The organism is Legionella drozanskii LLAP-1 (assembly GCF_001467585.1).
GTDB lineage: Bacteria > Pseudomonadota > Gammaproteobacteria > Legionellales > Legionellaceae > Tatlockia > Tatlockia drozanskii.
The window spans coordinates 29,008-53,896 of record NZ_LNXY01000034.1 but is presented as its reverse complement, the minus strand read 5'-3'; the positions used below and the strand labels follow the sequence as shown (position 1 = coordinate 53,896).

Sequence of the window (24,889 nt, the reverse complement as noted above, 5' to 3'; positions counted from 1 at the left end):
GTAGTTGTGGGTAGAATAATATAACGCTTTGGAACTGATAAAAAAGAGATCAATGTGGATGATTTAATTAAAAAAATCGACAATTTACGTGAACGTATTAGGCTCTATGACTATCATTATTATGTGCTTGATGAGCCTTTAGTTCCTGATAGCGAGTACGATCGTTGTTTTAAAGAATTACAATTACTTGAAACAGAGCATCCACAGTACATTAGTCCAGATTCGCCGACTCAACGTGTAGGTGGCAGTCCTGCTGGTACATTTGAACCCGTTGAACATAAACAACCCATGCTATCATTGGGCAACGTTTTTTCTGAGGAAGAATTGCATGCATTCATCAAGCGGGTTGCAGATCGATTAGGTGCTGATGAAGAATCTTTGCAATTTGTTTGTGAACCTAAACTCGATGGCTTGGCAGTGAATTTAAGTTATGAGAAGGGACAATTAGTTTATGCCGCGACACGTGGAGATGGTACCGTCGGTGAAAATATTAGCTCTAACATTAAAACGATTGCGGCAGTTCCACTAAAATTGCTCTGTAATAATCCGCCAGCGTTTATTGAAATACGCGGTGAAGTGTATATGCCTAAAGCTGGTTTTGAGGCTTATAATGAAAAGGCGCGCGAAAAAGGGGAGAAAACCTTTGCTAATCCACGTAATGCGGCGGCCGGAAGTTTACGTCAATTAAACCCTGCCATTACTGCAGCCAGGCCCCTAGCTATCTATTGCTATAGCATCGGTGCTAGTAACAATTTCGCCTTACCAGATAGTCATCTGGGCCAATTAGAACTGCTGCGTGAGTTTGGATTTCGTGTTTCTCCTGAAGCCAAAGCTGTGTTTGGTTTTTCAGGTTGCCTTGCCTATTATCAGGACATGCTAACGCGTCGGTTGTCTTTGCCGTATGAAATAGATGGGGTTGTTTACAAACTTAATAACATTGCTTTGCAACAGCGTTTGGGCTATGTCGCTCGTGCACCAAGATTCGCCTGTGCCCATAAATTTCCTGCTAGTGAAGAGATGACCGAAATTCATGCGGTTGATTTTCAGGTAGGAAGGACGGGTGCTTTAACCCCAGTTGCACGTCTACGACCAGTAAGTGTTGCCGGCGTTACAGTGAGTAATGCAACGCTGCATAATATGGATGAAATAAATCGTAAGGATATTCGTATCGGCGATACGGTTATTGTTCGCCGGGCGGGTGATGTTATTCCTGAAGTGGTTTCTGTGGTTATAGAAAAACGTCCGGATCAAACTGAAACAATCCATCTTCCTGCCCATTGTCCGGTTTGTGGAGCAGATGTCATAAGAGAAGAAGGAGAAGCAGTTGCTCGCTGCACTGGCGGTTTATTTTGTAGCGCTCAACTTAAGCGGATGCTCTGGCATTTTGCCTCGCGTAGGGCGATGTCGATTGATGGTCTGGGTGGGATGTTGCTTGAACAACTCGTCAATCAAGGTCTGGTTCGCGATGTCGCAGACCTCTATGCCCTAGATTTAGCAACTTTAGCGAGTTTGCCACGAATGGGGAAAAAATCAGCCGAGAATCTGTTAACCGCCATCGAAAAATCAAAAAAAACCACTTTTGCTCGCTTCCTCTATGCTTTGGGAATTCGTGAGGTAGGAGAAGTCAGTGCCAGATCCCTAGCCTTAGAATTTGCTGATATCGAGGCCTTAAAAACAGTTTCGGCAGAACAATTAATGGAAATCCGAGACATCGGTCCGGTGGTTGCCTATCATATAGTTCATTTCTTTGCTCAAAAACATAATATTGACGTTATTGATAAACTGTTAGCGTACGGCATCCAATGGCCTCATGAAAAACGAAAACAGCTTGATGAGCAGCATCCATTTTATGCCAAAACAATGGTATTAACGGGCACATTAAACACTATGGGGCGTGAAGAGGCTAAAGCCCGCTTGCTTGCAGTGGGTGCAAAAGTTGCCGGCAGTGTTTCCGCAAAGACGGATTATGTTGTGGCTGGAGCTGAGGCGGGTTCTAAATTAGATAAAGCGAATGCCTTGGGCGTTAAGGTCTTGAGTGAAGAAGAGTTGATTAAGCTTTTATAATACTCAAAATGCTGCAGATCTAGCATTTTTGCAGTATCTTAAGGTGATGAAACAAGATAATTGATTATGGGACTCGTACGTTGAAGGCACTTTGTAGACAAGGGATCGTCTTTATTATATTGCTGTTTGCATTGTTGCCTATACATGCGAGTAACTGGATTCTGAATAATCCTTATCCCGCCTCTCAAGCCAAGCAAAAAATTTATTACTCTTCTTTTAACGAGCAGCCTAAAACCTTGGATCCTGCGCGTTCCTATTCCAGTAATGAATATCAATTCACAATGCAAATTTATGAGCCGGTTTTGTCTTATGATTATTTTGCTCGACCTTATAAAGTGGTCCCGCTTATTGCCACAACGATGCCCGATATACGTTATTTAGATAAGTACAGTCGCCCCTTGACGATTCAGGATGGGGCTGAGATTGCTTACACTGTTTATACTATTCATATTAAACCCGGGGTCTTTTTTCAGCCTCATCCCGCTTTAGCAAAAGATGAAAAAGGTAATTACCGCTACCTGCATTTAGCGGAAGATTATTTATATGAGCAGGACATTAATAAATTAGCTGATTTTAAATACACAGGAACGCGCGAATTAACAGTGGACGATTATATCTATGAAATTAAACGTCTAGCACATCCGGCAGTGAACTCAGCAATCTATGGTTTAATGAGTGATCATATTGTTGGTTTTCATGAATATGCCAGCGCTTTGCCTTCTACAGCAACTGGGTTTGTTGATCTGAGAAAATATCCAATGGCTGGCCTGCGAAAATTGGATAATTATAGTTTTGAAATTACGATCAAAGGACAATATCCGCAATTCCTATTTTGGCTTGCTATGCCTTTCTTTGCGCCGATTCCCTGGGAAGCTGATTGTTTTTATTCACAACCTGGAATGGAAGAGAAGAATTTAAGTTTTGAGTGGTATCCAATTGGTACGGGACCTTTTATGCTAACGGAGAACAACCCCAATCGACGCATGGTATTAAATAAAAACCCCAACTTTCGTCAAGATTATTTTCCTCAAAATGGTTCTTCTGAAGACGAGACAAAAGGCTATCTGCTGCATGCTGGTGAACCACTGCCTTTGATTGATCGCGCCATTTATACCTTAGAAAAGGAATCCATTCCGCGCTGGAATAAGTTTCTGCAGGGCTATTATGATGTTTCGGGAATTAGTGCTGACAGTTTTGATCAGGCCATTCAAATTAGTCGTTCGGGACTCCCCAGACTAAGTCAAGGCATGCTGGATAAAAAAATGAATCTAACACAAACCACGGATACTAGCGTTTTCTACATTGGATTTAATATGCTTGATCCCGTAGTGGGCGGTCAAAGCGAGCGGGCAAGAAAATTACGTTTGGCGGTATCGATAGCCGTGAATTACGATGAGAATATTGCCATTTTTCTAAATGGTCGCGGTAAGGCAGCGCAAGGACCGATTCCGCCAGGAATTTTTGGTTATAAAGAAGGAGCTGCGGGAATAAATCCTTATGTGTATGAATGGGATGGCCGCAAGGCAAAACGAAAATCAATCCAAGTCGCCAAAGCGCTTATGCGGGAAGCAGGCTATCCCGGAGGACGAGATCCGAAAACCGCTAAGGCCCTCATTTTAAATTATGATGTGGCAGTGACTGGTGGTCCTGATGATAAGGCACAATTGGATTGGATGCGAAAACAATATGCAAGAATTGGCGTCGACTTAAATTTGCGTGCAACTCAATACAATCGTTTTCAAGACAAAATGCGTAGTGGTAATGTGCAAATTTTTAGTTGGGGTTGGAATGCGGATTATCCTGATCCTGAAAATTTCTTATTCATGTTTTATGGTACGAATGGTAGAGCAGAGTATGGTGGTGAAAATTCCTCAAATTATAAAAATTCTCGCTATGATAGTTTGTTTGAGCAAATGAAGAATCGTGGGAACGATGAGACTCGTCAACGGATTATTGATGAAATGGTAGAAATGCTGCGTCATGATGCCCCCTGGATTTGGGGGGTGAATACACAATCCTTATTCTTAAGTCAGCAATGGGTTTCGCCAACAAAACCAAATACGATTAGTACCAATACTTTAAAATACATTGCGATTGACCTAGCGAAGCGTAACAGTTTACGAGAGCTATGGAATCAACCGGTATTATGGCCAATTGGTTTATTAGTTTTATTTATTATGCTCTCTTTACTACCTCTATTTATTGCTTATCGTAGAAAAGAAAAGTTGCAGGCGGCGAGATTTAAATTATGATTTATTATTTATTACGACGAATTTTATATGCCATTCCCATTTTATTCGCCATTAATATCATCACTTTTTCTTTGTTTTTTATGATTAATACACCTGATGATATGGCGCGAATGCAATTGGGGCAAAAATATGTAAAACCTGCGGCTATCATGCAGTGGAAAGCGCAACGCGGTTATAACTTACCTCTTTTTTTTAATAATGAAAAATCAGGTATTCAACAGTTTAGTCAAACTCTTTTTTTCCAGAAATCCTTGCGTTTATTTGTCTTTGATTTTGGTATTTCAGACGGAGGAAGAGATATTGCCTATGATATTTCACATCGCATGTGGCCTAGTCTAGCTATCGCCATTCCCATTCTTATTTTTGGTATGTTAGCAGATATTGTTTTTGCGATGTCCATGGCTTTTTTTCGCACCTCTTATCTCGATTTAAGCGGCGTGGTTTTTTGTATTGTTTTAATGTCTATTTCTAGTCTTTTTTATATTATTGGCGGGCAATACATTTTTGGTAAATTGCTACGCTTGGTCCCCATTTCTGGTTACGATGGTGGTTTAGAAAGTATTAAGTTTATTGTATTGCCGGTTATTGTTGCCGTGTTGGCTGGATTAGGTGCTGGATCTCGTTGGTATCGGACTTTGTTTTTAGAAGAGCTCAATAAGGATTATGTCAAAACAGCACGCGCCAAAGGTTTATCAGAAGTTAAAATATTATTCCATCATGTATTAAAAAATGCCATGTTACCTATTCTCACCGGAGTGGTTGTGTTGATCCCTTCACTATTTATGGGGAGTTTGGTATTGGAATCGTTTTTTGGTGTTCCTGGCCTCGGTAACTATATCATTGATGCCATACAGCAACAGGATTTTGCGATAGTGCGATCAATGGTATTTTTAGGATCAGTTCTTTACATTTTGGGTTTAATCTTAACTGATATTTCTTATACCTTAGTTGATCCAAGAGTGAGGTTTAACTAGTTATGGAATTATTGTGGACGGATAAATGTTTTTTTGCAGTTTTAATAGCAAGCCTTGTGTTGAGTTTAATAGGTCTTAGAAAGAGGCATATAAGACGTGCGTTTCTGCGCATTTGTCATCGACCTTTAGCAGCAAGTGCAGGGGTGGTTTTATTATTTTTTATAACGGTAGGTGTTTTAGATTCAATCCATTTAAATTCAATCGAAATGGATGAAAATGCCCAACTTTCTACGGTCCAAAACAATTCAATTTTAGACCGTCTACTTGCTCCATTGGGAGATGCCTATGAGAAAACTTATTCTGCTCCGCTTGCGTTGAATTTATATGGCATTGAAACCGTCTTTGTGAACGGAAATGCAAAGCAAATTTACCCGCGGCTAAACTATCCGCCGTCTACACTAAAAAACGAGGCGATTAAACATCAATTCATTATAAAACAATTGTATCACGCCGTGTTTTTAAGCCTGATTATTGTTAGTTTTTTTTGGTTTCTAATCGTTATTAATAAATGGTTATTGGCTATCCCTTTCCATTTGAAACCATCAAAACATGGTTTAGCTGTTTTAATCACTTTATTTATTTGTTTCTTTATTATTATTGCTAGCTACAGGATATCGAGAGAATTACATCTTTTGGGAACGGGCAAGATAGGGCAAGATATTTTTTATTACACCATCAAAAGTATTCGCACGGGGCTTATTATTGGTATTCTTACCACCTTATTTATGATGCCTCTGGCTTTAGTATTAGGAATATCAGCCGGTTATTTTGGTGGTTGGATCGATGATATTATCCAATATATTTATACTACTTTGAGTTCGATCCCCGGAGTTTTGTTAATTACAGCCTCGGTTTTATCGATGCAAACCTACATAGCAAATCACCCCCAGAAATTTTCTACTTTAGCTAAAAGTGCTGATGCCCGGTTGCTTGCCTTATGTCTTATTTTAGGAGTAACAAGCTGGACGAGTTTATGTCGTTTGTTACGAGCAGAGGCCTTGAAATTAAGAGAAATCGATTATGTCCTAGCCGCACGCGCTTTGGGTAGCAGTTCCTTCACCATTTTGCGCAAGCATCTACTGCCCAATGTAATGCATATTGTTTTAATTACGCTCGTTTTAGACTTTAGTTTTTTAGTGCTCGCTGAAGCGGTATTGTCCTATGTTGGTGTGGGTGTTTCACCGATGACCATCAGTTGGGGAAATATGATTAATGGTGCTCGTCTTGAACTGGCAAGAGATCCAATCGTTTGGTGGCCTATGTTTTCTGCTTTTTTGTTGATGTTTATTTTAGTGCTCGCTTCGAATTTGTTTGCTGACGCTTTGCGTGATGCTTTCGACCCTCACCAGAGTAGTGTTTAATTTTATAAGTATTAAACACAAATTGCCTTAGCCCAACAAAGTTATTTATTTTTATCACATTCAATTGAATGATGGATAAAGTACTAACTTACATTGTGCGCGGCCAATCAGTAGAATCGTCACAGGTTTCCACTTGCCCTAACCAGCCGACTTCGGTACAGTTCAGGCATCAAACTCTAGGAAGACTTAAGTCATGCTGCCGCGTTTCGTTCATCTACGTCTACACACTGAATTTTCGATAGTCGATGGTTTAGTTCGCGTTAAACCATTAATGAAAGCCATTGTTGAAAGAGGAATGAATGCTGTTGCTGTTACCGATTTCTGTAACTTTTTTGCGGCAGTTAAAGTCTTTAAAACAGCAACAGAGGCCGGAGTTAAACCGATTTTAGGTTGCGATTTACCTTGCCTTGATCCTGAAAATTCAGAGCAGATAACGTCGCTCGTCCTTCTTTGCCAAAATGAACAAGGTTATCGCAATTTAACTTGCCTAGTCTCAAAAGCTTATCAAGAAGGCCAATATCAAGGTCAACCTAGAGTCCATCATCCCTGGATCCGTGAATATGCAGAAGGCCTTATTGCTTTATCGGGCGGTCGGACAGGAGCGATAGGTAAAGCTTTATTGGCAGATGACGAAGCGAGTGCCCACTCCCTTGCTAAATCGTATGCGCAGATCTTTCCCCAGCGTTTTTATCTAGAAATTCAACGAACCGGGCGAGTCGATGAAGCGCTCTACAATGAAAAAGTTGTTCGTTTGGCAGAAGCCTTAAATTTGCCTCTTGTAGCAACCAATGACGTCCGATTTATCAATAAAAATGATTTTGAAGCGCATGAGGCAAGAGTTTGTATTCATGATGGTTATACCCTAGCTGATCCCCGGCGCAATCAACAATATAGCGCTGCACAATATCTGCGTTCCGCCGAAGAAATGGTCGACTTATTTAAGGATCTGCCCCAAGCCATAAAAAATACAGTGGAAATCAGCAAGCGCTGCACTCTAAAGCTTGATTTAGGGAATAATTATCTGCCGAATTTCCCAATCCCTGAGGGTTCTACCGTTGAGGAATATCTTTCCAGTCTATCCAAGCAAGGTTTAGAAGAGCGCCTGTTGCAAATCTTTCGCAATCAACCTCCAGAAACGATTGCTGAGTCCCGTATGCCCTATGATAAGCGTTTGCAAATTGAGTTAGACGTTATTAATACCATGGGTTTTCCCGGTTATTTTCTTATCGTGGCAGATTTTATCCAATGGGCTAAACAAAACGGTGTGCCGGTTGGTCCTGGACGAGGATCGGGAGCCGGTTCTTTAGTAGCTTATGCGCTAAAAATTACTGATCTTGATCCTTTACAGTATGAATTACTATTCGAGCGTTTTCTTAACCCTGAACGGGTATCCATGCCTGATTTCGATATCGATTTCTGCATGGAAGGGCGCGATCGCGTGATTGAATATGTCGCTGAAAAATATGGTCGCCAGAGTGTATCGCAAATTATTACTTTTGGTACGATGGCAGCCAAGGCTGTAGTGAGAGACGTCGGTCGAGTTTTGGGTCATCCCTATGGTTTTGTCGATAAATTAGCTAAATTAATTCCTTTTGAAATTGGCATGACGCTCAATAAAGCGCTCGAAGACGAGGCAGAATTACAACGGCGTTATCAAGATGAGGAAGAAGTAAAAGAATTATTTGATCTGGCTTTAAAATTAGAAGGTATTACTCGTAACGCGGGTAAGCATGCCGGAGGGGTAGTGATTGCACCTTCCAGACTGACTGATTTTACGGCCATTTATTGCGAACAAGATTCCAACCAGATCGTCAGCCAGTTTGATAAAGATGACGTTGAATCAGTCGGCTTGGTGAAGTTTGACTTTTTGGGCTTAAGAACTCTCACTATCATTGATTGGGCGCTTGCCATCATTAATCGACAGCGCAAAGAAAACGGCGAGGAATTGATTGATATAGCAATGATTCCTACAGATGATGAACAAACGTTTAATTTATTGAAGGCCTGCCAAACGACTGCGGTTTTTCAGCTGGAATCCCGCGGAATGAAAGAGTTAATTCATCGCCTGCAGCCGGATTGCTTTGAAGAAATTATTGCTTTAGTGGCCCTATTTAGACCGGGTCCCTTGCAGTCAGGAATGGTGGATGATTTTATCGACCGAAAGCATGGTCGTGCAAAAGTAGAGTACCCCCATCCTGATTTAGAACCTATATTAAAACCGACTTATGGGGTCATTCTATACCAAGAGCAAGTCATGCAAATTGCTCAGGTGCTCGCGAATTTTACACTGGGTGCCGCTGACTTGTTACGTCGTGCTATGGGTAAGAAAAAAGCTGAGGAAATGGCTCAACAAAGGGCTATTTTTACTGAAGGGGCAAAGGCACGAGGGGTTGAAGAACAAACGGCAAACTCTATTTTCGATTTGATGGAAAAATTTGCAGGCTATGGTTTCAACAAATCGCATTCTGCCGCTTATGCGCTAGTCGCTTATCAAACCGCTTGGCTAAAAGCCCATTTCCCCGCAGCTTTCATGGCAGCGGTCATGTCTTCTGATATGGATAATACGGATAAGGTGGTTACGTTTATCGATGAATGCGAGCAGATGAAACTGAATGTTTTACCTCCTTCTGCAAATAGTTCCAGTTATCAATTTACCGTTAAAGATAATCAAACCATTTTGTATGGACTAGGAGCAATTAAAGGAGTAGGGGAGTCAGCAATTAATTGCATCGTTGATGAGCGCAAACTCAATGGGTCGTATGCCGGCTTGTTTAGTTTTTGCCAGCGTCTTGATTTGCGTAAAGTGAATCGCCGAGTTCTTGAGGCTTTGATTAAAAGTGGTGCCTTCGATGATTGGCAGGTGGAGCGCTCAATGCTGTTTGCTTCCTTGGAAAAAGCATTAAAAGTGGCGGATAAAACCCATCAAAATCAATTAAGTGGTCAAACTGATTTATTTTCTTTACTGGAGGACGCTGCTGAACAAGAAGACTATCTCGATTGTAAACCTTGGCCTGAGATGCAACGCTTAGATGGTGAAAAAGAAACTTTGGGTCTGTATTTAACGGGACATCCGGCTGCTTATTATTGCAAGGAATTTAAAGGATTTATTCAACCCATTGGCCGTTTAAATCCTGCTTCTATGAAAAAAGCAGTAGTTTGTGGTTTAGTTACTGCGGTTCGACGAATCATGACCAAACGAGGTAAAAAATTAACGATCATTGGTCTTGAGGATGCTTCTTCAAAGCTTGATATTGTTGTATTTTCAGAGATTTATGAAGCACTGCAAAACCCAGTGCAAACAGGGAAAATGTTGATTGTCGAAGGAGAAATTGCAGCGGACGACTACAGTGGTGGTGTGAAAATGACGGCTAGCCAACTGTATTCCATAGCAGAGGCTCGAACGCGTTTTGCAAAATGTCTCACCGTTTCATTGACTCGCGAACAAGATTCAATTATTCCCTCACTTCAGTCTATTTTAAAAGCCAATAAAGGTACCTGTGTCGTCCAGGTTCATTATTCCAACGCCTCAACAAGTGCAATTTTAAACCTTGCTTCGCAGTGGTGTGTTTCACCGAGTGATGAATTACTTATCCTTCTTGCTGATTTGCTAGGTCAAACTAAAGTGGCTTTAAGTTATTAATAAATAAAGATGAGCACCAATGCTTCCTTTGCTGCCAACCATAAGCTAACATGTCTGATACGCGGTTAAGGAACTGTTATAATGACTTTTTTTTGGCGAACCTTCGTAGTTTGCGCGTTAACAATATTACTGATATCTAATCCCTATGCGGCTAATCGTAGCACTAATTTCTATCGAAATTTTTGGATGCCGACTTATCATGGAATACGATTAAATTACTGTACTGTAGAGGGTAAATACTGCGGTTTGCCTGTCGCGACACGCTATTGTCAAATGATGGGCTATGCCCAAGCTGATCAGCACGTGATTGATTATAATGTGGGTCTTACTAATTTCATTTCTAGCGCGACGAAATGTCAAGGTTGGCAATGTAATGGTTTTAAAACAATACGCTGTGTAGCGCAACTGAGTCATCGACCGCCCAAACCCTATCATTATCGTTTTAGGCAATTTGTCTATCCACGGTTTAATCAATTTCGGGTAGCCTGGTGCTACGATGGACAACGAGGTTGTGGTCGAAGAGCTGCATTTTCTTTTTGCCGTCGTATGGGTTATTTGCAAACTAAACGATACGCCATTGAGAAAGATATAACAGCCACTAAGGCAGTTGGTAATCAGAGATTATGCTTCGGTCATCAATGTAATGCCTTTAAATACATTAGTTGTTATCGATAAATAAGCAGCGTGGTAATTATTTAGATAAATAATTATGACACTTAGAAAAAAATTCGTCATGGATTTGACAGAGTATTCATTAGTATCCAATACTCAACATTAGATGACATGGATTAGGGATCGGTTATGAGCAGCAATGAAACAATTATTATCATTGATGACAATGAAGAACGTTGCCGCAAGCTCAGCACAATTTTGAATTTCATTGGCGAGACCTGTTATCTTGCGAATTATAGTAATTGGCGCTCTCTTTCCTATGACAAAGCCCATTTAGTGGTGGCTGGTGCGCCTGAGTCTTATAATGATTCACTCGGATTTTTAGATGAATTGGTTAAGATTGCTCCTAATCTATCGGTAATACTGGTCGATTCGCCTTTACCTGAAAGCAATAATCTAACAAAAAATGTTCTTGCGAATCTTCATTTCCCTTTTAGCTATGCGCAAATGCTTGAAGCCTTGCATAAGGGGCAAATTGCCCAAGAAGTGACTGAGGATAATAAAAAGAAAACCCCTTTGTTTCGTAGTTTAGTTGGAAATAGCGAATCTATCCGTCAGGTCCGTAAATTAATTGCCCAGGTAGCGGATACAGAGGCAAGTGTACTAATCCTCGGAGAATCAGGGACTGGTAAGGAAGTGGTAGCCCGTAATATCCATGCTTTCTCGTCTCGAACCAATAAACCGTTTATTCCAATCAACTGTGGAGCTATTCCTGGAGAATTGTTAGAGAGCGAATTATTTGGCCATGAGAAGGGGGCTTTTACAGGCGCAATTACCTCAAGACAAGGTCGATTTGAGTTGGCGAATGAAGGCACTTTATTCCTTGACGAGATAGGTGATATGCCTTTAGCAATGCAAGTAAAATTGTTACGCGTATTGCAGGAGCGTTGTTTCGAGCGAGTTGGTTCTAATAAAAGTATCGATGTGAATGTCAGAATCATTGCTGCCACGCATCGTAATCTTGAAGTAGCTATTAGAGAGGGCAAATTTCGTGAGGATCTTTTTTATCGCTTGAATGTCTTCCCCATTGATATGCCGCCCTTACGCGAACGACGCGATGATCTTCCTTTGCTCGTCAACGAATTAGTTTCAAGAATTGAAGGGGAAAATAGACCCAGTGTGCGTCTCATGCCCGCAGCACTTGAAGTTTTAAGTCGCTATCACTGGCCTGGCAATGTAAGAGAACTGGCTAATTTGATGGAACGTTTATCTATTTTATTTCCGAATGGTATTGTTGATGCGGATGAATTACCAAGACGATTCAAAGTAGATAGCCAAGTTTCTGCCCATGGCGTGGTAGGCAATGAGAGAGAAACTTTGCTGGCAATGGTAAGCCAGGAGCAAGCTACTTCTTCTGGGGTGGATGGTATTGATCTCAAAGAACATCTAGTAAAAACGGAGCTGGCGTTAATTAGTCAAGCATTGGATGAATCTGATTGGGTCGTTGCTCACGCAGCCAGCTATTTAAATATGCGCCGCACCACTTTAGTTGAAAAAATGCGTAAATATGGTTTAACTCGACCTGAGCGTGCTTAAGAGTAGAGCTTGCCAGTTTGCAGACTCAATCGTAAATTGGTTCTGGCCCCACCTATCCTTCCCTCTCCCCAACCCTCTTCTGCGCAATAAATCTGGATAATTGGATAGAGGAGAGGGAAGGCTCCTCTCTGCAATTAGCTATTCCTTTTTAGAAGCGTCATTTTTTGGAGGTTTGGCTACTTTTTTCTTCGTTTTTACCGTAGTGGTTTCCACTTTTTCATTTTTAGGCGCTGTTGATTTTTTCGCAACTTTTACTTCAGTTTTTTTTGTTTCCACTGTAGTTTCGGTTTGCGCTTCTTTCTCACGTTTCTTCTTGTAGTCTTCGATTATTTCGCAAACGCTAATTTTAACGTCTTTAAATAATTTAGTGGCCATTGATGTAACTTCTTTAAAGTCAGGTAGCTTAGATTTAAAATCGCTCATAACTCACTCCATAGTTTAGCCGATTAATATTGTTACACTAAGTATATACCCATAATACCTAAAGTTAAGCACTCCCGTTTCTGGCTATTTCTCATCCTCCTCTAACCATGCTGGAGGGGGACGAAAGATAGGTTTAACTTAATAGCAGTGATAGCTAAGCCCAAGGATGAATTAATTTTGTGACCGGTTTAAATAATTTTTCCATTATTGATTTTTTCGCTTGAACTGAAATTTTAAACATATTGAATTCTGCCATTTTTTCAGAGAGATAATCATCACTTGTTTTTAAACTATCGACAAGATTTAGGTCAAAAGCGTCTTTAGCTAACCAATGTTCCCCCGTAGACACTTGGTTAATATCTAATTGATTGCGGTTAGAAAGTACAGATGAACGAAAGGCATTATGTATTTTTTCTAAGTCTTCTTGAAATTTTTCTCGTCCTTTCTCAGTGTTCTCACCGAGCATGGTTAGCGTTCGTTTGTATTCACCAGCGGTTAATAATTCAATATCAATATTATGCTTTTTAAGCCAACGATGAAAATTGGGAAGCTGTGCAACCACGCCAATTGACCCAATAATTGCAAAAGGTGCAGCAATTATATGGTTTGCCACACAAGCCATTAAATAGCCTCCGCTAGCGGCTACCCTATCAATACAAACAGTGAGAGGAATTTTTTTGTCCCGTAACCGTTGCAATTGCGAGGCTCCTAAACCATAGCCATTAACTGAGCCTCCGGGACTTTCTAGGCGAACAACGACTTCATCCTTTTCTCGCACTACTGAAAGTATGGCATTAATTGACTGGCGTAATTGCTCAACTTGCGAAGCTTTTATATCCCCATAAAAGTCAATTACATACAAAGACGGTTTTTCTTTTTGTTCTTTTTTGTATTGCTTAGTTTTCCTTGTCTTCGCTGGTTTTTCGTCTTTTATTTCTTGCGCCATGCGTTGTTGAATCTCCTCATATTGCTTATTAAGTGAAGTGATATCTAATGCTGGCTTAGGTTTGCGCTTCAGTGCCAAGGTACCTGCAATGACTAATAAAAATGAAATTACAAGAGTTAACGCTTTTAAAAGAAATAAACCATATTGAGCAAGAAAATCCATTATTTACCTTAGCAATAATAAAATGACAATTATCCCCATGACTGCTTGGTGAAGCAAGATAATTAACGTAAGAGTTATCCTTTTATCTTAGGGGAAGTGGGTGGGCTAGATATAGGTTGTGCGTTTTCAGTAGCCCCTCCTTGCTCCTCTACCTCTGGAAATATACCAAGTGTAGTTAGGGACTTAGCAACATCTTTTGGGCTACGTGCTGATTGCTTTCTTGATGCAAGACCCATCATATTTGGATCGGGAACAGTTATGTCAATTTCAGGATCATCGTCCCAGTCACTTTGTTCTTTAGCAGGTTCTTGTTCATAGACTTTAAAAACCGGTGCATCTCTGACCGAGTTTTTTGTTTTAAGTGTAACACCTCGCAAATTTAAGGTTTCAGCCTGTTTAATTGCATTGAGCACAAATACGGGATCAATTGATTCTAAAATTAGATGAACTTCGTGTTCTGGGAAAAAGTTATTGATTGTTCTATCAAATAGAAAAGAGGCTAGGTCTTCTTTATGGATACAACAGAGATTTAAGTCCGCAATAAAAATGATCTTTCCCTTTTCGCTGGCCTGGGCTTCTTGCCTTTGTGCATCAACTTTGGCAAGGGCTAATTGTTCGAGGAGTTTTGTTTTTACCGTGCTCTGGTCATATATTTCAGGAAGATCTACTTTCACGTAGGTTAATACCCTTCTATCTCTTCCCACTAGTTGAAATGCACTGCTTAGGGCTTGCGTTAGTTCGTGATAACAAGAGATTATAAATTCACCAGTATTAGCATTCCTACCATAATAAATATGCATTGTGTTTGCCATATTAAATCCTTGAGTTATTGTATTAGTCATCTACCCTAGGTTAATAGTCTAACATGAAATAACACAAGATCTTGGTTCGTTTGTTTCATCTTCACTTGGCTCACATCCTTCGTCTTCGTCCGGACCGCGTTGTGATCTGGCATTTTCATATTGTTTGATAAATAAACGTTTTGCCTCTTCGGGTGAGTCCAAACCCAATGAATTGCTTAGTTTAAGACCGCGACCTAAACTCGCATTACTAATGCTGGATTTGCTTGCCGGCAATATTTTTTGAGCCCATTCTAACGATACAAGCACCGCATGATAAGTAGCTTCTGCTTTTTGAATCTTTGAATTAGCTATTAACCATAAGCAATAATTGCTTAAAGACTCGGCATAAATCATATAACCGTAACTGCCACTGGTCAGAATTGATTTTTTGCTATTATCAATAAGCTTTTTGTAAAGTTTCTCAGCTTCTTGGGTCTCGGCTTTTTGCAAGTCGGCATAGATATACTCATTGTATCGTTGTATCGCGTGGATTGAACCAAAGTAAATGGCAGTTTGTAGGGATTTTTCTTCGGAGGCACTAAAGTCGCGGTTACTCGCTTTTTGGATTTTTTTCCTTAATACCTGAGACTGATGGAAAAAATGGATTCCACAAACAAGCTCAAAATGATTTAAACCTGGGTGTTCGTAAAATCCCAAGAGTGGCAACTTCATGTATAAAGCTAGTCCATACCCCGCATCGCACCATAAATTACGCCAATGACTTGTTAAGTTTTCATGATGACAATAGGACGCAAAATCTGCATCATAATCTGCAAGCATTGTAACGACGTCTATGGAAATATCTCTAATTATTCTAAGCCGAGCGTCGGTGTTTTCTTCTGGAATTTCCGCAAATTTTTTAAGAATGAGTAGATAAACGCCTGGCAAAGATTTTCCTTTATTCGCTAGCGCATTAAAGAAATGATGGGTGTTTGTCATAAGCTCACACAGTAAGATAAGTGGTCAGAATTAAAAGGGTTCATATTAGCATTTAATTGATGGATTCTCATTCTTAAATTGCTTAATGTGCTCCAGCAACAGCCGCGGCTGAGTCGACTTTCTCGGGTTTTGTAATCCACACTATTGGGATGAGTGCTACAAAGATAATAGAAGAAACCCAGAAAACATCATTAAGACCTAGCATATTGGCTTCTACGTTTAATATTTGATTAAAAAGCGCGTAGCTTTGGTCTGTTTGAATGTTTAATAAAGAACGACTTGTTTCAATGAAGTCAGTAAAATTAGTGGTGTAGGGTGTTGATTGTTCAGTTAATTGAGAATGGTGAAGAATTGAACGATTATTCCATATGGTACTAAAAATAGAGGTTCCTATCGCACCCCCGAAAATTCGCGCAAAGTTGGATAAACCGGCTGCCGCAGGAATTTTTTCAGCTGGAAGTCCTGAAAGGATGATCATCGATAAGGGAATAAAAAACAGTGCAACAGGAATGCCTTGAATGAGTGTCGGTAGGACTAATGTCCAGGTGTCCACGTAAGAGGTATAAAGCGAACGCATAAAGAAAACGAGTCCAAAAAGAAGAAAGGCAATGGTTGTGAGAATACGTGCATCGACTTTGGGTAAAATTTTACCGACAATCGGGGAAGTTAATACCGCAAACACGCCTAAGGGTGCCATGACCAAACCGGCATTGAGCACAGGATAAGCTAAATCTTGTTGTAGCCATTGCGGAAGCAAAACGAGGTTACCAAAAAATACGGCGTATCCCACTGAAATAGCAATGGTACCGCCAGTGAAATTTCTTCCTGCAAAAAGCCGTAAATCGATAATTGGATTTTTTTCAGTGAGTTCCCAAACAACAAAATAACAAAAACTCACCGCTGAAACGATGGTTAAGGCAATAATAGTATTGGAGTTAAACCAATCCAAATCCTTGCCTTTATCCAACATGATTTGTAAGGCGCCGACCCATAGAATTAAAAGTGCTAAGCCAATAATATCAATAGGTAAGATTTTTTTGGGTGTCTCACGGTTGCGATAAATGAGCCAAGTGATTGCCGCTGCAATTATACCGACGGGGACATTAATATAAAATATCCAGGACCAGCTATAGCTTTCTGTAATCCATCCCCCCAAGGCAGGACCAGCGATAGGTCCAACCGTTGCCGTCATTCCCCAAAGTGCCAAGGCAATAGAGCTTTTTTCTTTAGGATAAGAACTAAGCAATATCGCCTGTGATAAAGGGATTAGGGGACCGGCAACAATCCCTTGAAAGACTCGTGCTGTTAATAAGATAGGCAAGCTAGTGGCCAGCCCGCATAGCCAAGAGGCGATCACGAATAAGATGATCGACATAACAAACAAACGTATTTGTCCAAGACGCTGCGTAAGCCACCCGGTCAATGGAATGGAAATGGCGTTTGCAGCCGAAAATAAGGTGATGACCCAAGTGCCTTCATCGACAGAAACACCCAGGTTTCCTGATATTGTTGGAATAGCGACATTCGCTATCGAAGAATCCAAAACAATCATGAAAGTGGCCAGTGCGACTGCAATAGTCGCAATAACAAGTTGTGTGCCTTGTAATGGAGGCGGTTGATTAATGGTAGTATCAGTCATCGTGAAGAACCTTTTCCAGTAGAGGGTTTGTTTTTCTTCTTAGATGAATCTCCTGGGTTAAGGTTGGCAGTTTTGCTGATATTTTCACTGATGACTTTATTGATTTCAGCATCCGCTTCTTTGCCTAAATTTTCAAAAATGATTGTTTGGTAAACAGGTACGGGTGCTGTTTGATCGATATATTTTCCAGTTTGATCATGCAGATTTACAGTCACATTCATCGATAAACCAATGCGTAGCGGATGTGCTTTAAGCTCTTTAGGGTCGAGTGCGATACGAACGGGGAGTCTTTGCACAACTTTAATCCAGTTGCCGGTCGCATTTTGCGCAGGCAATAAGGCAAATGCGCTTCCTGTACCTGCGGAAAATCCGACAACTTTGCCATGGTAAACGACTGAAGAGCCATAAAGGTCGGCTGTTACGTGAACCGGCTGTCCAATGCGCATGGAGCGAACTTGTTTTTCTTTAAAGTTAGCGTCAATCCAGACTTGTTCTAAGGGAACCAGCACCATCAATTGCGTTCCTGCTGTAATTCGTTGGCCTACTTGCGCTGTACGCTTGGAAATTTCACCTGAAATGGGGGCGCGAATCGTGGTACGCGCATAATCGATATAAGCTTGGCGCAAGCGAGCTGCTGCGGCCAAAACACTAGGATGTCGCTGTAAATCGGTGTTTTCTGTTAAAGCGCGGTTAGATAGTAAGGCAGACTTAGCTTGAGTAAAAGACGCATCGGCACTTTTCAATGACTCTTCGGCATGCACGAGTTCTTCTTTTGATACAGCACCTACTCCAATGGCTTGATTACGACGCAGTAAATCCTCTTGTGCTCTTGCTTGGGAGACTGCCTGATTTTTGAGGTTTGCTTGTAAGCCGCTGTTATTAATGAATATTTGTTGTGTGTTACGTAGAGTTTGTGCCAAATTCGCTTTGGCCAATTGAAAAGCAACAAAAGCATCGATGGGATCAATTTCCACCAGCAATTGACCGGTACTGACATACTGAGTGTCATCGACTTTAACCGCAATGATCGTGCCGCCCACTTGCGCGGTAATAGGAATGATATTGCCATTCACATAAGCATTATCCGTGCTTTCATAAAAACGAGCAATAAACCACCAATATATGCCACAGAGTATGGCAATAATTAAAAAAGTGACGGTCAAGAGAATTATAAAAAATTTGCGCTTATTCTTGGGTTTCTCTTCTTCTGATGTAAGGGGAAGTTGATCCACTGTACTCATTTATTTCTCACTTTATGTTTTTATTGGGGACTCGACAACATTCAAGCATGCGTGCATCAAAACCACCGCCAAGTGCTTGAATTAAAGCTACTTGCAGGTTACGTCGATTTAAAACAAGCTGCAAACGTGATTGTTGCTCAGTCAAGTAACGGGTTTCGGCATCAAGCACCACTAATTGTGAGGCGAGGCCTATCTTATATTGATATCTTGCCAAATTATAAGCATGCTCCGCGTTGATAAGTGCGTCCTTTTGTACCTTCAGTTGCTTATTAGCCACCCTAATATTAGTGACCTGAGAGCTAACCTCGGATAAGGCCTCATTAAGCGTATTATTATAGTTACCTACGGCTTCCTCATACTTCCCATACTGTTGGCGCAATTGACCGCGAAGTGCACCACCATCGAAAATTGGCAAGGTAAGGGCTGGACCAAAGTACTCTGCATTTCCTCTTGATTCGATATGAAATTTTAAAGAGAGAAATCCGACGCCGGCCATCAGGTTAACATTCGGATAAAATAAGGCTTTAGTGTAGTTAATTCCTTGACAGGCTGATTCGACTTGCCAGCGCGCACTCACAATATCAGGTCTTCGCCCTAAAAGAGCTAAAGGTAAATTGGCAGGGAGAGCAGGGGTTTTTGCGATGGGTAATCGTGGACGAGTGATTAATAAACCTCGATCCGGGCCACCGCCAACAAGAGTTCCAAGCTGTTGTTTGGCTATGACAATCTGTCCTTCAACTCTGACTAAGTCCGTCCTCGCCGTCGCTGAGGTATTACGCGATTGAAAATACTGCACTCGTGTATCTAAGCCGGTTCGTACGCGAACAACGGTTATTCTCTCCAAGGCTTCACGCTGAGCCACGGTGCGTCTTAATACATCGCGCAAGTCATAATAATGCGCTAATTCGTTATAAGTTGAGGCGACAGAGGTCGCGACTATAAGTCGTGCTTGCTGTCCTTCTGCCTCACTGGCTTTTACATCGGCTAGGGCTTGTCTTAATTGAGATCGGTTTTTTCCCCATAGGTCCAAAGTATAACTGGCCCTAGCTATAAATCCGCTTTGGGTAAAAAACCCTTTATTGACTGGGGGAGGAACGAGTTCATGGGTAGAAACATGGGTTCGAGTGACCGCTGCGGAAAATTTGCCTTGTGGATAAAGTGTCGATGCTTTTTGCTCTGCCACTGCTCTGGCTTGTTGAATTCGTGCTAGGGCGACTTCTAAACTCGGGTTATTGGTCAAAGCTTCGTTAACTAAAGCAACTAACTGCGGATCACCGAATTGCTTAGCCCAATTCTCTGTGGGCCAACAGCCATTTTGCTGAGGTAAACTTTTCGATGTTTGAAATCGAGAAGGAGGCGCTATTTTTTTGTTGCTACTAATACCAACGTAATTAACGCAGCCAGCGAGGACTGTGATCAACAAAGAAGCAAAAATTGTTTTATATGGGCGGTTCAAGCAGCTGACCTCAATTTATAGTTCCAAAAATTGCAGACTTTGCTTTTTTTAACATCATAGAATAATAAAACTTTTTTCACCTATAATCGACAATAATTGAAGTTGCTGAAATTAGCTATAGCTAGATGGAGAATAATAAAAAACATTTGCCAGCAAACTCATTTATAGATAGTCTGCGATTTTAACTTTAATAATATCCCCCTATGCTGGATGTGCGGGCTGTATTCTTTGATTACCAAGACAAACCTTTACTTGAACAGGTGAATTTTTCTCTAGCCCCCGGGAAACTTTTACACTTGCGTGGAGCTAATGGTTCGGGAAAGACCACTTTATTCAAATTATTAGCTGGTTTGTTGCAACCAAATGAAGGCGAAATTTTTTATGAAGGGGAGTCCATCTACCGTGATCTTGTCACTTATCAACGTAAACTTTGCTATGTAGGTCATAAAACCGGTTTGAATCCCTTACTTACGGTAAAAGAAAATTGCTATTTTGATTTGCACTGGGAGCGGCATATTTTGACCTTGGAGCAATTGCTTGAAGGTTTTGGCTTGCAAGCGCTTGCTGATGAACCCTGTTATCTGCTTTCGGCGGGACAGCGTCGACGTGTGGGTCTATTAAGAGTGATGATGACGGATGCCAGTCTATGGCTTTTAGATGAGCCGCTCGTTGCTTTAGATGCAACTGCCATTCAAACCTTGGTGGCTTGTTTAGAAAATCATCTTGAACTCGGAGGACAAGTTATCTTAACCTCCCATCAAAGTTTGCCTTTTCGTCAACCTTATCAGGAGTATGCGTTGTGATGAGTTTGACTACTCTTTTTGGCAGGCAATTTCAACGAGAGTTGTTATTACATATTCGCCAGCCAAGGCTATTGCTTCATTCCTCGCTGTTTTTTTTAATGGTGACTATTTTTTTTCCGCTAACCATGCCGCCGGATATTAGAATTTTGCATTTAGTAGCACCAGGTTTAGTGTGGATTGCTATGTTACTAGCCATGTTGCTAACCTCGGTTGGGCTTTTTCAGCAAGATTATGAGGATGGTGTTATCGAGCAATGGCTTATTTCTAGTTATCCACTCTCTGTGATTGTCGCTGCCAAACTAACGGTCCATTGGTTGATTAATTTATTGCCCATGTTAATTTTTTGTCCTTTGCTGGCTCTTTTATTTCAGTTTACCTGGTCAGAACTGGGTGTATTAATGCTGAGTTTGTTGGTTGGTACTCCTGCGATTCTTTTTTTATGTGGCTTTGCAGCTGCTTTTAGCGCGGGGATGCAGCAAAAAGGCGTATTAATGGCGTTGGTACTCTTGCCATTAACAATACCCATCATGGTTTTTGGCAGCGGTAGTTTAACAGCCGCAATGCAAGGTTTACCTGCTTTAGGTTACCTTGCTATTTTACTCGCCTTGTCTTTGCTTGCTCTAGGGTTTTTACCCTTTGCAATCGCTGCGGTGATTCGAATTAGTTTAGTAGATTAGTAATAAAGGTTAACAATTATGATAAGACTGTTCGATTGGATTAAGCCCCAAAATTATTTTTTTACTGTTTTTCTTGTCGTACTTCTAGGAATTATCCTTAAAAGGATAACGATTGGAGTCGATCTATCCGATGAAGCCTATTATGCCACTCATTTGGATGGGTGGTTGAAGGAGGGAGTTAAAAACTCTCCTAACCTTATGATTCATCAAAGTGCAGCGCTGTTATTATTTCCTTTGGCTTATGTTTATCAAAACCTTGTAGGCCATGAAACGGGATTAATTTTATTTTTAAGGTTAATCTATGTTTTGATGGCTTTGGGGGCTATGTTAAGCCTTTATTTTTTTATCAAACCTTATCGCGGCCAATTATTGGCAGCGTTGGTGCTGGCATTTGGTTTTTTATTTATTCCTTGGAGCTTACCAGCCCCTTCCTATAATACGATTGGGATGCATGGAATGCTTGCTGCAATATCCTTATTTGGAATAGCAGTAATGCAGAGGCAAGAAAAGAAAAAGTTAAGTCTAAATCTGTTTTTTTTATCTGCTTTGACTTGGACTTGTACGATTGTGGCTTATCCAAGTTTGCTAATGGTTTTTAGCGGATTTGTTGGCATCGCGTTTTCTTTATTAAAAGAGCGAGCTGTTGTTTTTTACTATCTTCTTTTTTGTGGTTTCCTCTTTGCAGTGGCGCTTGTTTTACTGTTTATGATTTTAGGACCCGAACACTGTATTCAGATTTTCAGATTTACAAATGCTGCACTTCAGATTAGCGGCGGGATAGCAGCAAAATTTCATAAAATTTATGAACAAATTTTTCAAAGCCCAACCTTTGCCATTTTATGTATGGCTTCACTTTCGTTTGGGATTATTATTACTATTTATCCTCGGCTTATTTTAGTAGCTGAATTATATTTAGCTGGAGTTATTTTCTATTTAACGTTTTTTGCGAAGGTTGTCTTATTTTTAGTGTCCCACGATATCATTCTAATCATTGCACTGTTTGGAGTATTTATCCCACTTACTGCAATTAGACGAAGAGAAAACCACCTTTATCAAGTTCTAACCATCATTTACTGCAGTAGTCTTTTTGCAGGATTAATAACGTCAATAACTGCAAGTAATGGTTTATTTAATTTTCCTATCGGCGGCTTATTAGCAGCCTGTTTGACCCTGGCCTTCATTGGTTATGAGGAGGCTCGAGAAAGGGGAAGGCATGGATTGATTTTTATATTGATTTTGTCTTCGTATAGTATGGGTTTTATAGCCTATAAAAATAATTACGGTGAGACTGATGGCAGTCCTCTATTTATCCCAAACCAAAAAATTGACCAAGGTGTTTTTGCTGGATTAAAAACTTCAGTTCAACTTGCAAGTTTTATTAGTAAAGTGAGCTCTATTTTGCCTCAGGAGACAAAGGGTAAAAAAATTACTGTTTTTGGACGCTTATCTGGGTTTTATTTACTTACTTCTTTAGCCCCTAGTGCGCTTACTACTTGGAATTATCAATTTTCCGAAACAAATTTAGCGGGTCAAATGATTACGCAGTTTTATCAAGATAAGAAAAATCAACCCTGTTTGATTGTTGAATATTCAGATCCGTGGACACAACCATTAACTGATAGAGAAAAATCACTTCTAAAAAACTACAGGCTCAAATCAAGTGTTGAATCGGAAGCAAGAGTGGTTAGGGTATATCAAAATCCAGAATGTGGTTAGAGTGATCAGTAAGGAGTTGCTATTTTCCTTGACTGTCTTTGCTTACTCTAAGGTTTTCCCCTTTGCAATTACGCCTTGATTCGGATTAGTTTAGTGGATTAGGCACGAAAAAACCCCCTCCTTGCCCTGGGAGAAAGGAGGAGTAAACTAAGAATATCTAAAGACGCCGCTCGGGACAGCTAACCTCTTCAATGGTTGATGGTTCTAAATCTAAATTCGCCAGAGCTTCTTTCAGATCAAGTAGAGTATTAGCATGCTCTCGTTGAGAAACAGCCCTAGTTGAGAAAAATGTAAGTCCTCCGCAAGCTCCTGCTATGATCCCTGTAGCTATGATTGGAATAGCGCCAAGCATAATTATTGTGAGTGGTAATGGGGCGAAAATGGCGCAGGCCGTGCCAAGAACAATCATTGTTGCTCCCAAACTCATCAGCCAAGGAAATTTGGAGCCATATATTTCATTGGCAAGCGTTTTGTATTCGACAAGCAAACTGTCACGCTCTGGGCCTAAGGTTGAACTTAATAATTGGATGGTTAGGCAAGTGCAGCGATATTTAATCGAACAATCTTCTTCATATTTTAGCTTTTGCAAGGCTGCGTAGACAGCTTGTATTTTTGTTTTTAGTTCCTCATTGTTTATTTGCTCACTCATGCTTTTAAGGTACAGATCCATATCTGCTTCAAAATTAAAACTAAAATTAAGGCATTTTATTGCGTTAATATTGGGATCAATAACTGGATTGGAATCATCTTCCGATTCAAGATATTTTTGTATGCTTTCTTCAGTATATTGTTCCTCATTTTCTAAAATGAAAACCTCGGGATTATAAGTTTTAGATTGAGTAAAGAGGCCGTCTTTGTCTATTTCAGCACCAGATAGTTTTATCCGAGAACCAGTAACAAAACCCTGCGGCAAAAATGTCTGTTGGTAATTCTTTCTTTTATACATAACCAAAGCTAGACCATCTATATCCTTGCCACAGGCAGCTTCTATCTTTGCTTTAACTAATTTGCGTGCATTTTCATCTGTGCATTGGGCGTAATCATCGATAAGCTTGAGAAAGCTTAGTTCGTTCATTTGCGGATGTCTTCGTTTAAAAACCATAGTAAATAGAAAATAAGTACCATTATTTGTGATACCAGAAACAGTATAGTTAGGTAGTTCTTCTGGAGGAACTCTCCCGATCCGTTTATCTTGAATTCTTTGTAAAAGATTACGATCTCTCACATAATCTTTAATTTTGTTAGCAAATAAAAAGGGCATGGTAAAATCTCATACAAAAAAGCTGGAGTTTATTCAAAAAATATGACCTGTTCAAGCAAAATCATCTCTATTCCCCGGCCAGCATTGCTGCATGGATGAATTATTGGGCCAAAGCCCATACCCGTCAGATTAAGGATATTTTTCCATATTTTAACTGGCTCCGTTCGGGCTGAGGAGGCCCTAAGGCCGTCTCGAAGCCTTGCTGCCTTGCGAACGGGTAATTGTTAACCTAAAAGGCTTAGCCGGACGGCTATAGGTCAAGGCCCTACATTGGTTTTGTACGAA

18 protein-coding genes are annotated in these 24,889 nt (G+C 40.6%); 10 read left to right on the top strand and 8 right to left on the bottom strand.

Annotated features, from left to right (window positions below; all coding sequences use genetic code 11):
• Positions 1-48 precede the first annotated feature (48 nt).
• The 7 genes from ligA to Ldro_RS15785 all read left to right on the top strand — a co-directional run bounded on the left by ligA (position 49) and on the right by Ldro_RS15785 (position 12,499).
• Positions 49-2,064 (top strand): NAD-dependent DNA ligase LigA, encoded by a 2,016-nt coding sequence (gene ligA / locus Ldro_RS15815; protein ID WP_058497394.1) that lies wholly within the window; start codon positions 49-51, stop codon positions 2,062-2,064.
• A gap of 122 nt (positions 2,065-2,186) precedes the next feature.
• A complete protein-coding gene (locus tag Ldro_RS15810; RefSeq protein ID WP_420795413.1) occupies positions 2,187-4,316 on the top strand; it encodes an ABC transporter substrate-binding protein in 2,130 nt (709 codons plus the stop codon).
• The gene (locus Ldro_RS15805) at positions 4,313-5,290 is read left to right on the top strand and encodes an ABC transporter permease (RefSeq protein WP_058497393.1); all 978 of its coding nucleotides are present in this window, start codon (positions 4,313-4,315) and stop codon (positions 5,288-5,290) included. The genes Ldro_RS15810 and Ldro_RS15805 overlap by 4 nt, the downstream gene beginning before the upstream one ends.
• Before the next feature lie 2 nt (positions 5,291-5,292).
• Complete coding sequence (locus tag Ldro_RS15800) at positions 5,293-6,651, top strand: ABC transporter permease (protein WP_058497392.1); 1,359 nt, start codon at positions 5,293-5,295, stop codon at positions 6,649-6,651.
• 193 nt (positions 6,652-6,844) lie between these two features.
• A complete protein-coding gene (gene dnaE, locus Ldro_RS15795; protein ID WP_058497391.1) occupies positions 6,845-10,291 on the top strand; it encodes a DNA polymerase III subunit alpha in 3,447 nt (1,148 codons plus the stop codon).
• A gap of 81 nt (positions 10,292-10,372) precedes the next feature.
• The gene (locus Ldro_RS15790; protein ID WP_058497390.1) at positions 10,373-10,966 is read left to right on the top strand and encodes a hypothetical protein; all 594 of its coding nucleotides are present in this window, start codon (positions 10,373-10,375) and stop codon (positions 10,964-10,966) included.
• A 126-nt stretch (positions 10,967-11,092) separates the two neighbouring features.
• Positions 11,093-12,499 (top strand): sigma-54 dependent transcriptional regulator, encoded by a 1,407-nt coding sequence (locus Ldro_RS15785; protein ID WP_058497389.1) that lies wholly within the window; start codon positions 11,093-11,095, stop codon positions 12,497-12,499.
• A 138-nt stretch (positions 12,500-12,637) separates the two neighbouring features.
• On the opposite strand, the gene Ldro_RS15780 is transcribed toward Ldro_RS15785, so the two are convergent.
• From Ldro_RS15780 to Ldro_RS15750, 7 genes are all read right to left on the bottom strand, one after another.
• Complete coding sequence (locus Ldro_RS15780; protein WP_058497388.1) at positions 12,638-12,922, bottom strand: hypothetical protein; 285 nt, start codon at positions 12,920-12,922, stop codon at positions 12,638-12,640.
• 154 nt (positions 12,923-13,076) lie between these two features.
• Positions 13,077-14,030, bottom strand: coding sequence for a protease SohB (sohB, locus tag Ldro_RS15775; RefSeq protein ID WP_058497387.1), 954 nt, complete (start codon positions 14,028-14,030; stop codon positions 13,077-13,079).
• 74 nt (positions 14,031-14,104) lie between these two features.
• Positions 14,105-14,842: a hypothetical protein gene (locus tag Ldro_RS15770; protein WP_058497386.1), complete on the bottom strand. Its 738-nt coding sequence runs from the start codon at positions 14,840-14,842 to the stop codon at positions 14,105-14,107.
• 48 nt (positions 14,843-14,890) lie between these two features.
• Positions 14,891-15,811, bottom strand: coding sequence for a DUF5630 domain-containing protein (locus Ldro_RS15765; RefSeq protein WP_058497385.1), 921 nt, complete (start codon positions 15,809-15,811; stop codon positions 14,891-14,893).
• 82 nt (positions 15,812-15,893) lie between these two features.
• Positions 15,894-17,450 carry a DHA2 family efflux MFS transporter permease subunit gene (locus Ldro_RS15760; protein ID WP_058497384.1) on the bottom strand — a complete coding sequence of 519 codons (1,557 nt, stop codon included), beginning with the start codon at positions 17,448-17,450 and terminating at the stop codon, positions 15,894-15,896.
• Complete coding sequence (locus tag Ldro_RS15755) at positions 17,447-18,691, bottom strand: HlyD/EmrA/EmrK family protein (protein ID WP_083498012.1); 1,245 nt, start codon at positions 18,689-18,691, stop codon at positions 17,447-17,449. Before Ldro_RS15755 ends, Ldro_RS15760 begins: the two co-directional genes overlap by 4 nt.
• Before the next feature lie 7 nt (positions 18,692-18,698).
• On the bottom strand, positions 18,699-20,147 hold the full coding sequence (locus tag Ldro_RS15750; RefSeq protein WP_058497383.1) for an efflux transporter outer membrane subunit: 1,449 nt from the start codon (positions 20,145-20,147) through the stop codon (positions 18,699-18,701).
• Between the two features lie 203 nt (positions 20,148-20,350).
• Here Ldro_RS15750 and ccmA point away from each other — a divergent pair, with 203 nt between their 5' ends.
• The 3 genes from ccmA to Ldro_RS15735 are packed head-to-tail and all read left to right on the top strand — an operon-like array spanning position 20,351 to position 23,343.
• Positions 20,351-20,950 carry a heme ABC exporter ATP-binding protein CcmA gene (ccmA, locus tag Ldro_RS15745; protein WP_058497382.1) on the top strand — a complete coding sequence of 200 codons (600 nt, stop codon included), beginning with the start codon at positions 20,351-20,353 and terminating at the stop codon, positions 20,948-20,950.
• Entirely contained in the window at positions 20,950-21,627 is a 678-nt protein-coding gene (ccmB, locus tag Ldro_RS15740) for a heme exporter protein CcmB (RefSeq protein ID WP_058497381.1), read from the top strand. Before ccmA ends, ccmB begins: the two co-directional genes overlap by 1 nt.
• Before the next feature lie 18 nt (positions 21,628-21,645).
• A complete protein-coding gene (locus Ldro_RS15735; RefSeq protein ID WP_058497380.1) occupies positions 21,646-23,343 on the top strand; it encodes a hypothetical protein in 1,698 nt (565 codons plus the stop codon).
• Positions 23,344-23,500: 157 nt separating this feature from the next.
• Here the strand turns inward: Ldro_RS15735 and Ldro_RS15730 are convergent, their stop codons facing one another.
• Positions 23,501-24,604 carry a hypothetical protein gene (locus tag Ldro_RS15730; RefSeq protein ID WP_058497379.1) on the bottom strand — a complete coding sequence of 368 codons (1,104 nt, stop codon included), beginning with the start codon at positions 24,602-24,604 and terminating at the stop codon, positions 23,501-23,503.
• Between the last annotated feature and the right edge of the window lie 285 nt (positions 24,605-24,889).

Coding starts and splice junctions, on each gene's coding strand:
- Ldro_RS15805 (WP_058497393.1), top strand. CDS start 4,313: ATGATTTATTATTTATTACGACGAATTTTATATGCCATTCCCATTTTA.
- Ldro_RS15800 (WP_058497392.1), top strand. CDS start 5,293: ATGGAATTATTGTGGACGGATAAATGTTTTTTTGCAGTTTTAATAGCA.
- dnaE (WP_058497391.1), top strand. CDS start 6,845: ATGCTGCCGCGTTTCGTTCATCTACGTCTACACACTGAATTTTCGATA.
- Ldro_RS15790 (WP_058497390.1), top strand. CDS start 10,373: ATGACTTTTTTTTGGCGAACCTTCGTAGTTTGCGCGTTAACAATATTA.
- Ldro_RS15785 (WP_058497389.1), top strand. CDS start 11,093: ATGAGCAGCAATGAAACAATTATTATCATTGATGACAATGAAGAACGT.
- Ldro_RS15780 (WP_058497388.1), bottom strand. CDS start 12,922: ATGAGCGATTTTAAATCTAAGCTACCTGACTTTAAAGAAGTTACATCA.
- sohB (WP_058497387.1), bottom strand. CDS start 14,030: ATGGATTTTCTTGCTCAATATGGTTTATTTCTTTTAAAAGCGTTAACT.
- Ldro_RS15770 (WP_058497386.1), bottom strand. CDS start 14,842: ATGGCAAACACAATGCATATTTATTATGGTAGGAATGCTAATACTGGT.
- Ldro_RS15765 (WP_058497385.1), bottom strand. CDS start 15,811: ATGACAAACACCCATCATTTCTTTAATGCGCTAGCGAATAAAGGAAAA.
- Ldro_RS15760 (WP_058497384.1), bottom strand. CDS start 17,450: ATGACTGATACTACCATTAATCAACCGCCTCCATTACAAGGCACACAA.
- Ldro_RS15755 (WP_083498012.1), bottom strand. CDS start 18,691: ATGAGTACAGTGGATCAACTTCCCCTTACATCAGAAGAAGAGAAACCC.
- ccmA (WP_058497382.1), top strand. CDS start 20,351: ATGCTGGATGTGCGGGCTGTATTCTTTGATTACCAAGACAAACCTTTA.
- ccmB (WP_058497381.1), top strand. CDS start 20,950: ATGAGTTTGACTACTCTTTTTGGCAGGCAATTTCAACGAGAGTTGTTA.
- Ldro_RS15735 (WP_058497380.1), top strand. CDS start 21,646: ATGATAAGACTGTTCGATTGGATTAAGCCCCAAAATTATTTTTTTACT.
- Ldro_RS15730 (WP_058497379.1), bottom strand. CDS start 24,604: ATGCCCTTTTTATTTGCTAACAAAATTAAAGATTATGTGAGAGATCGT.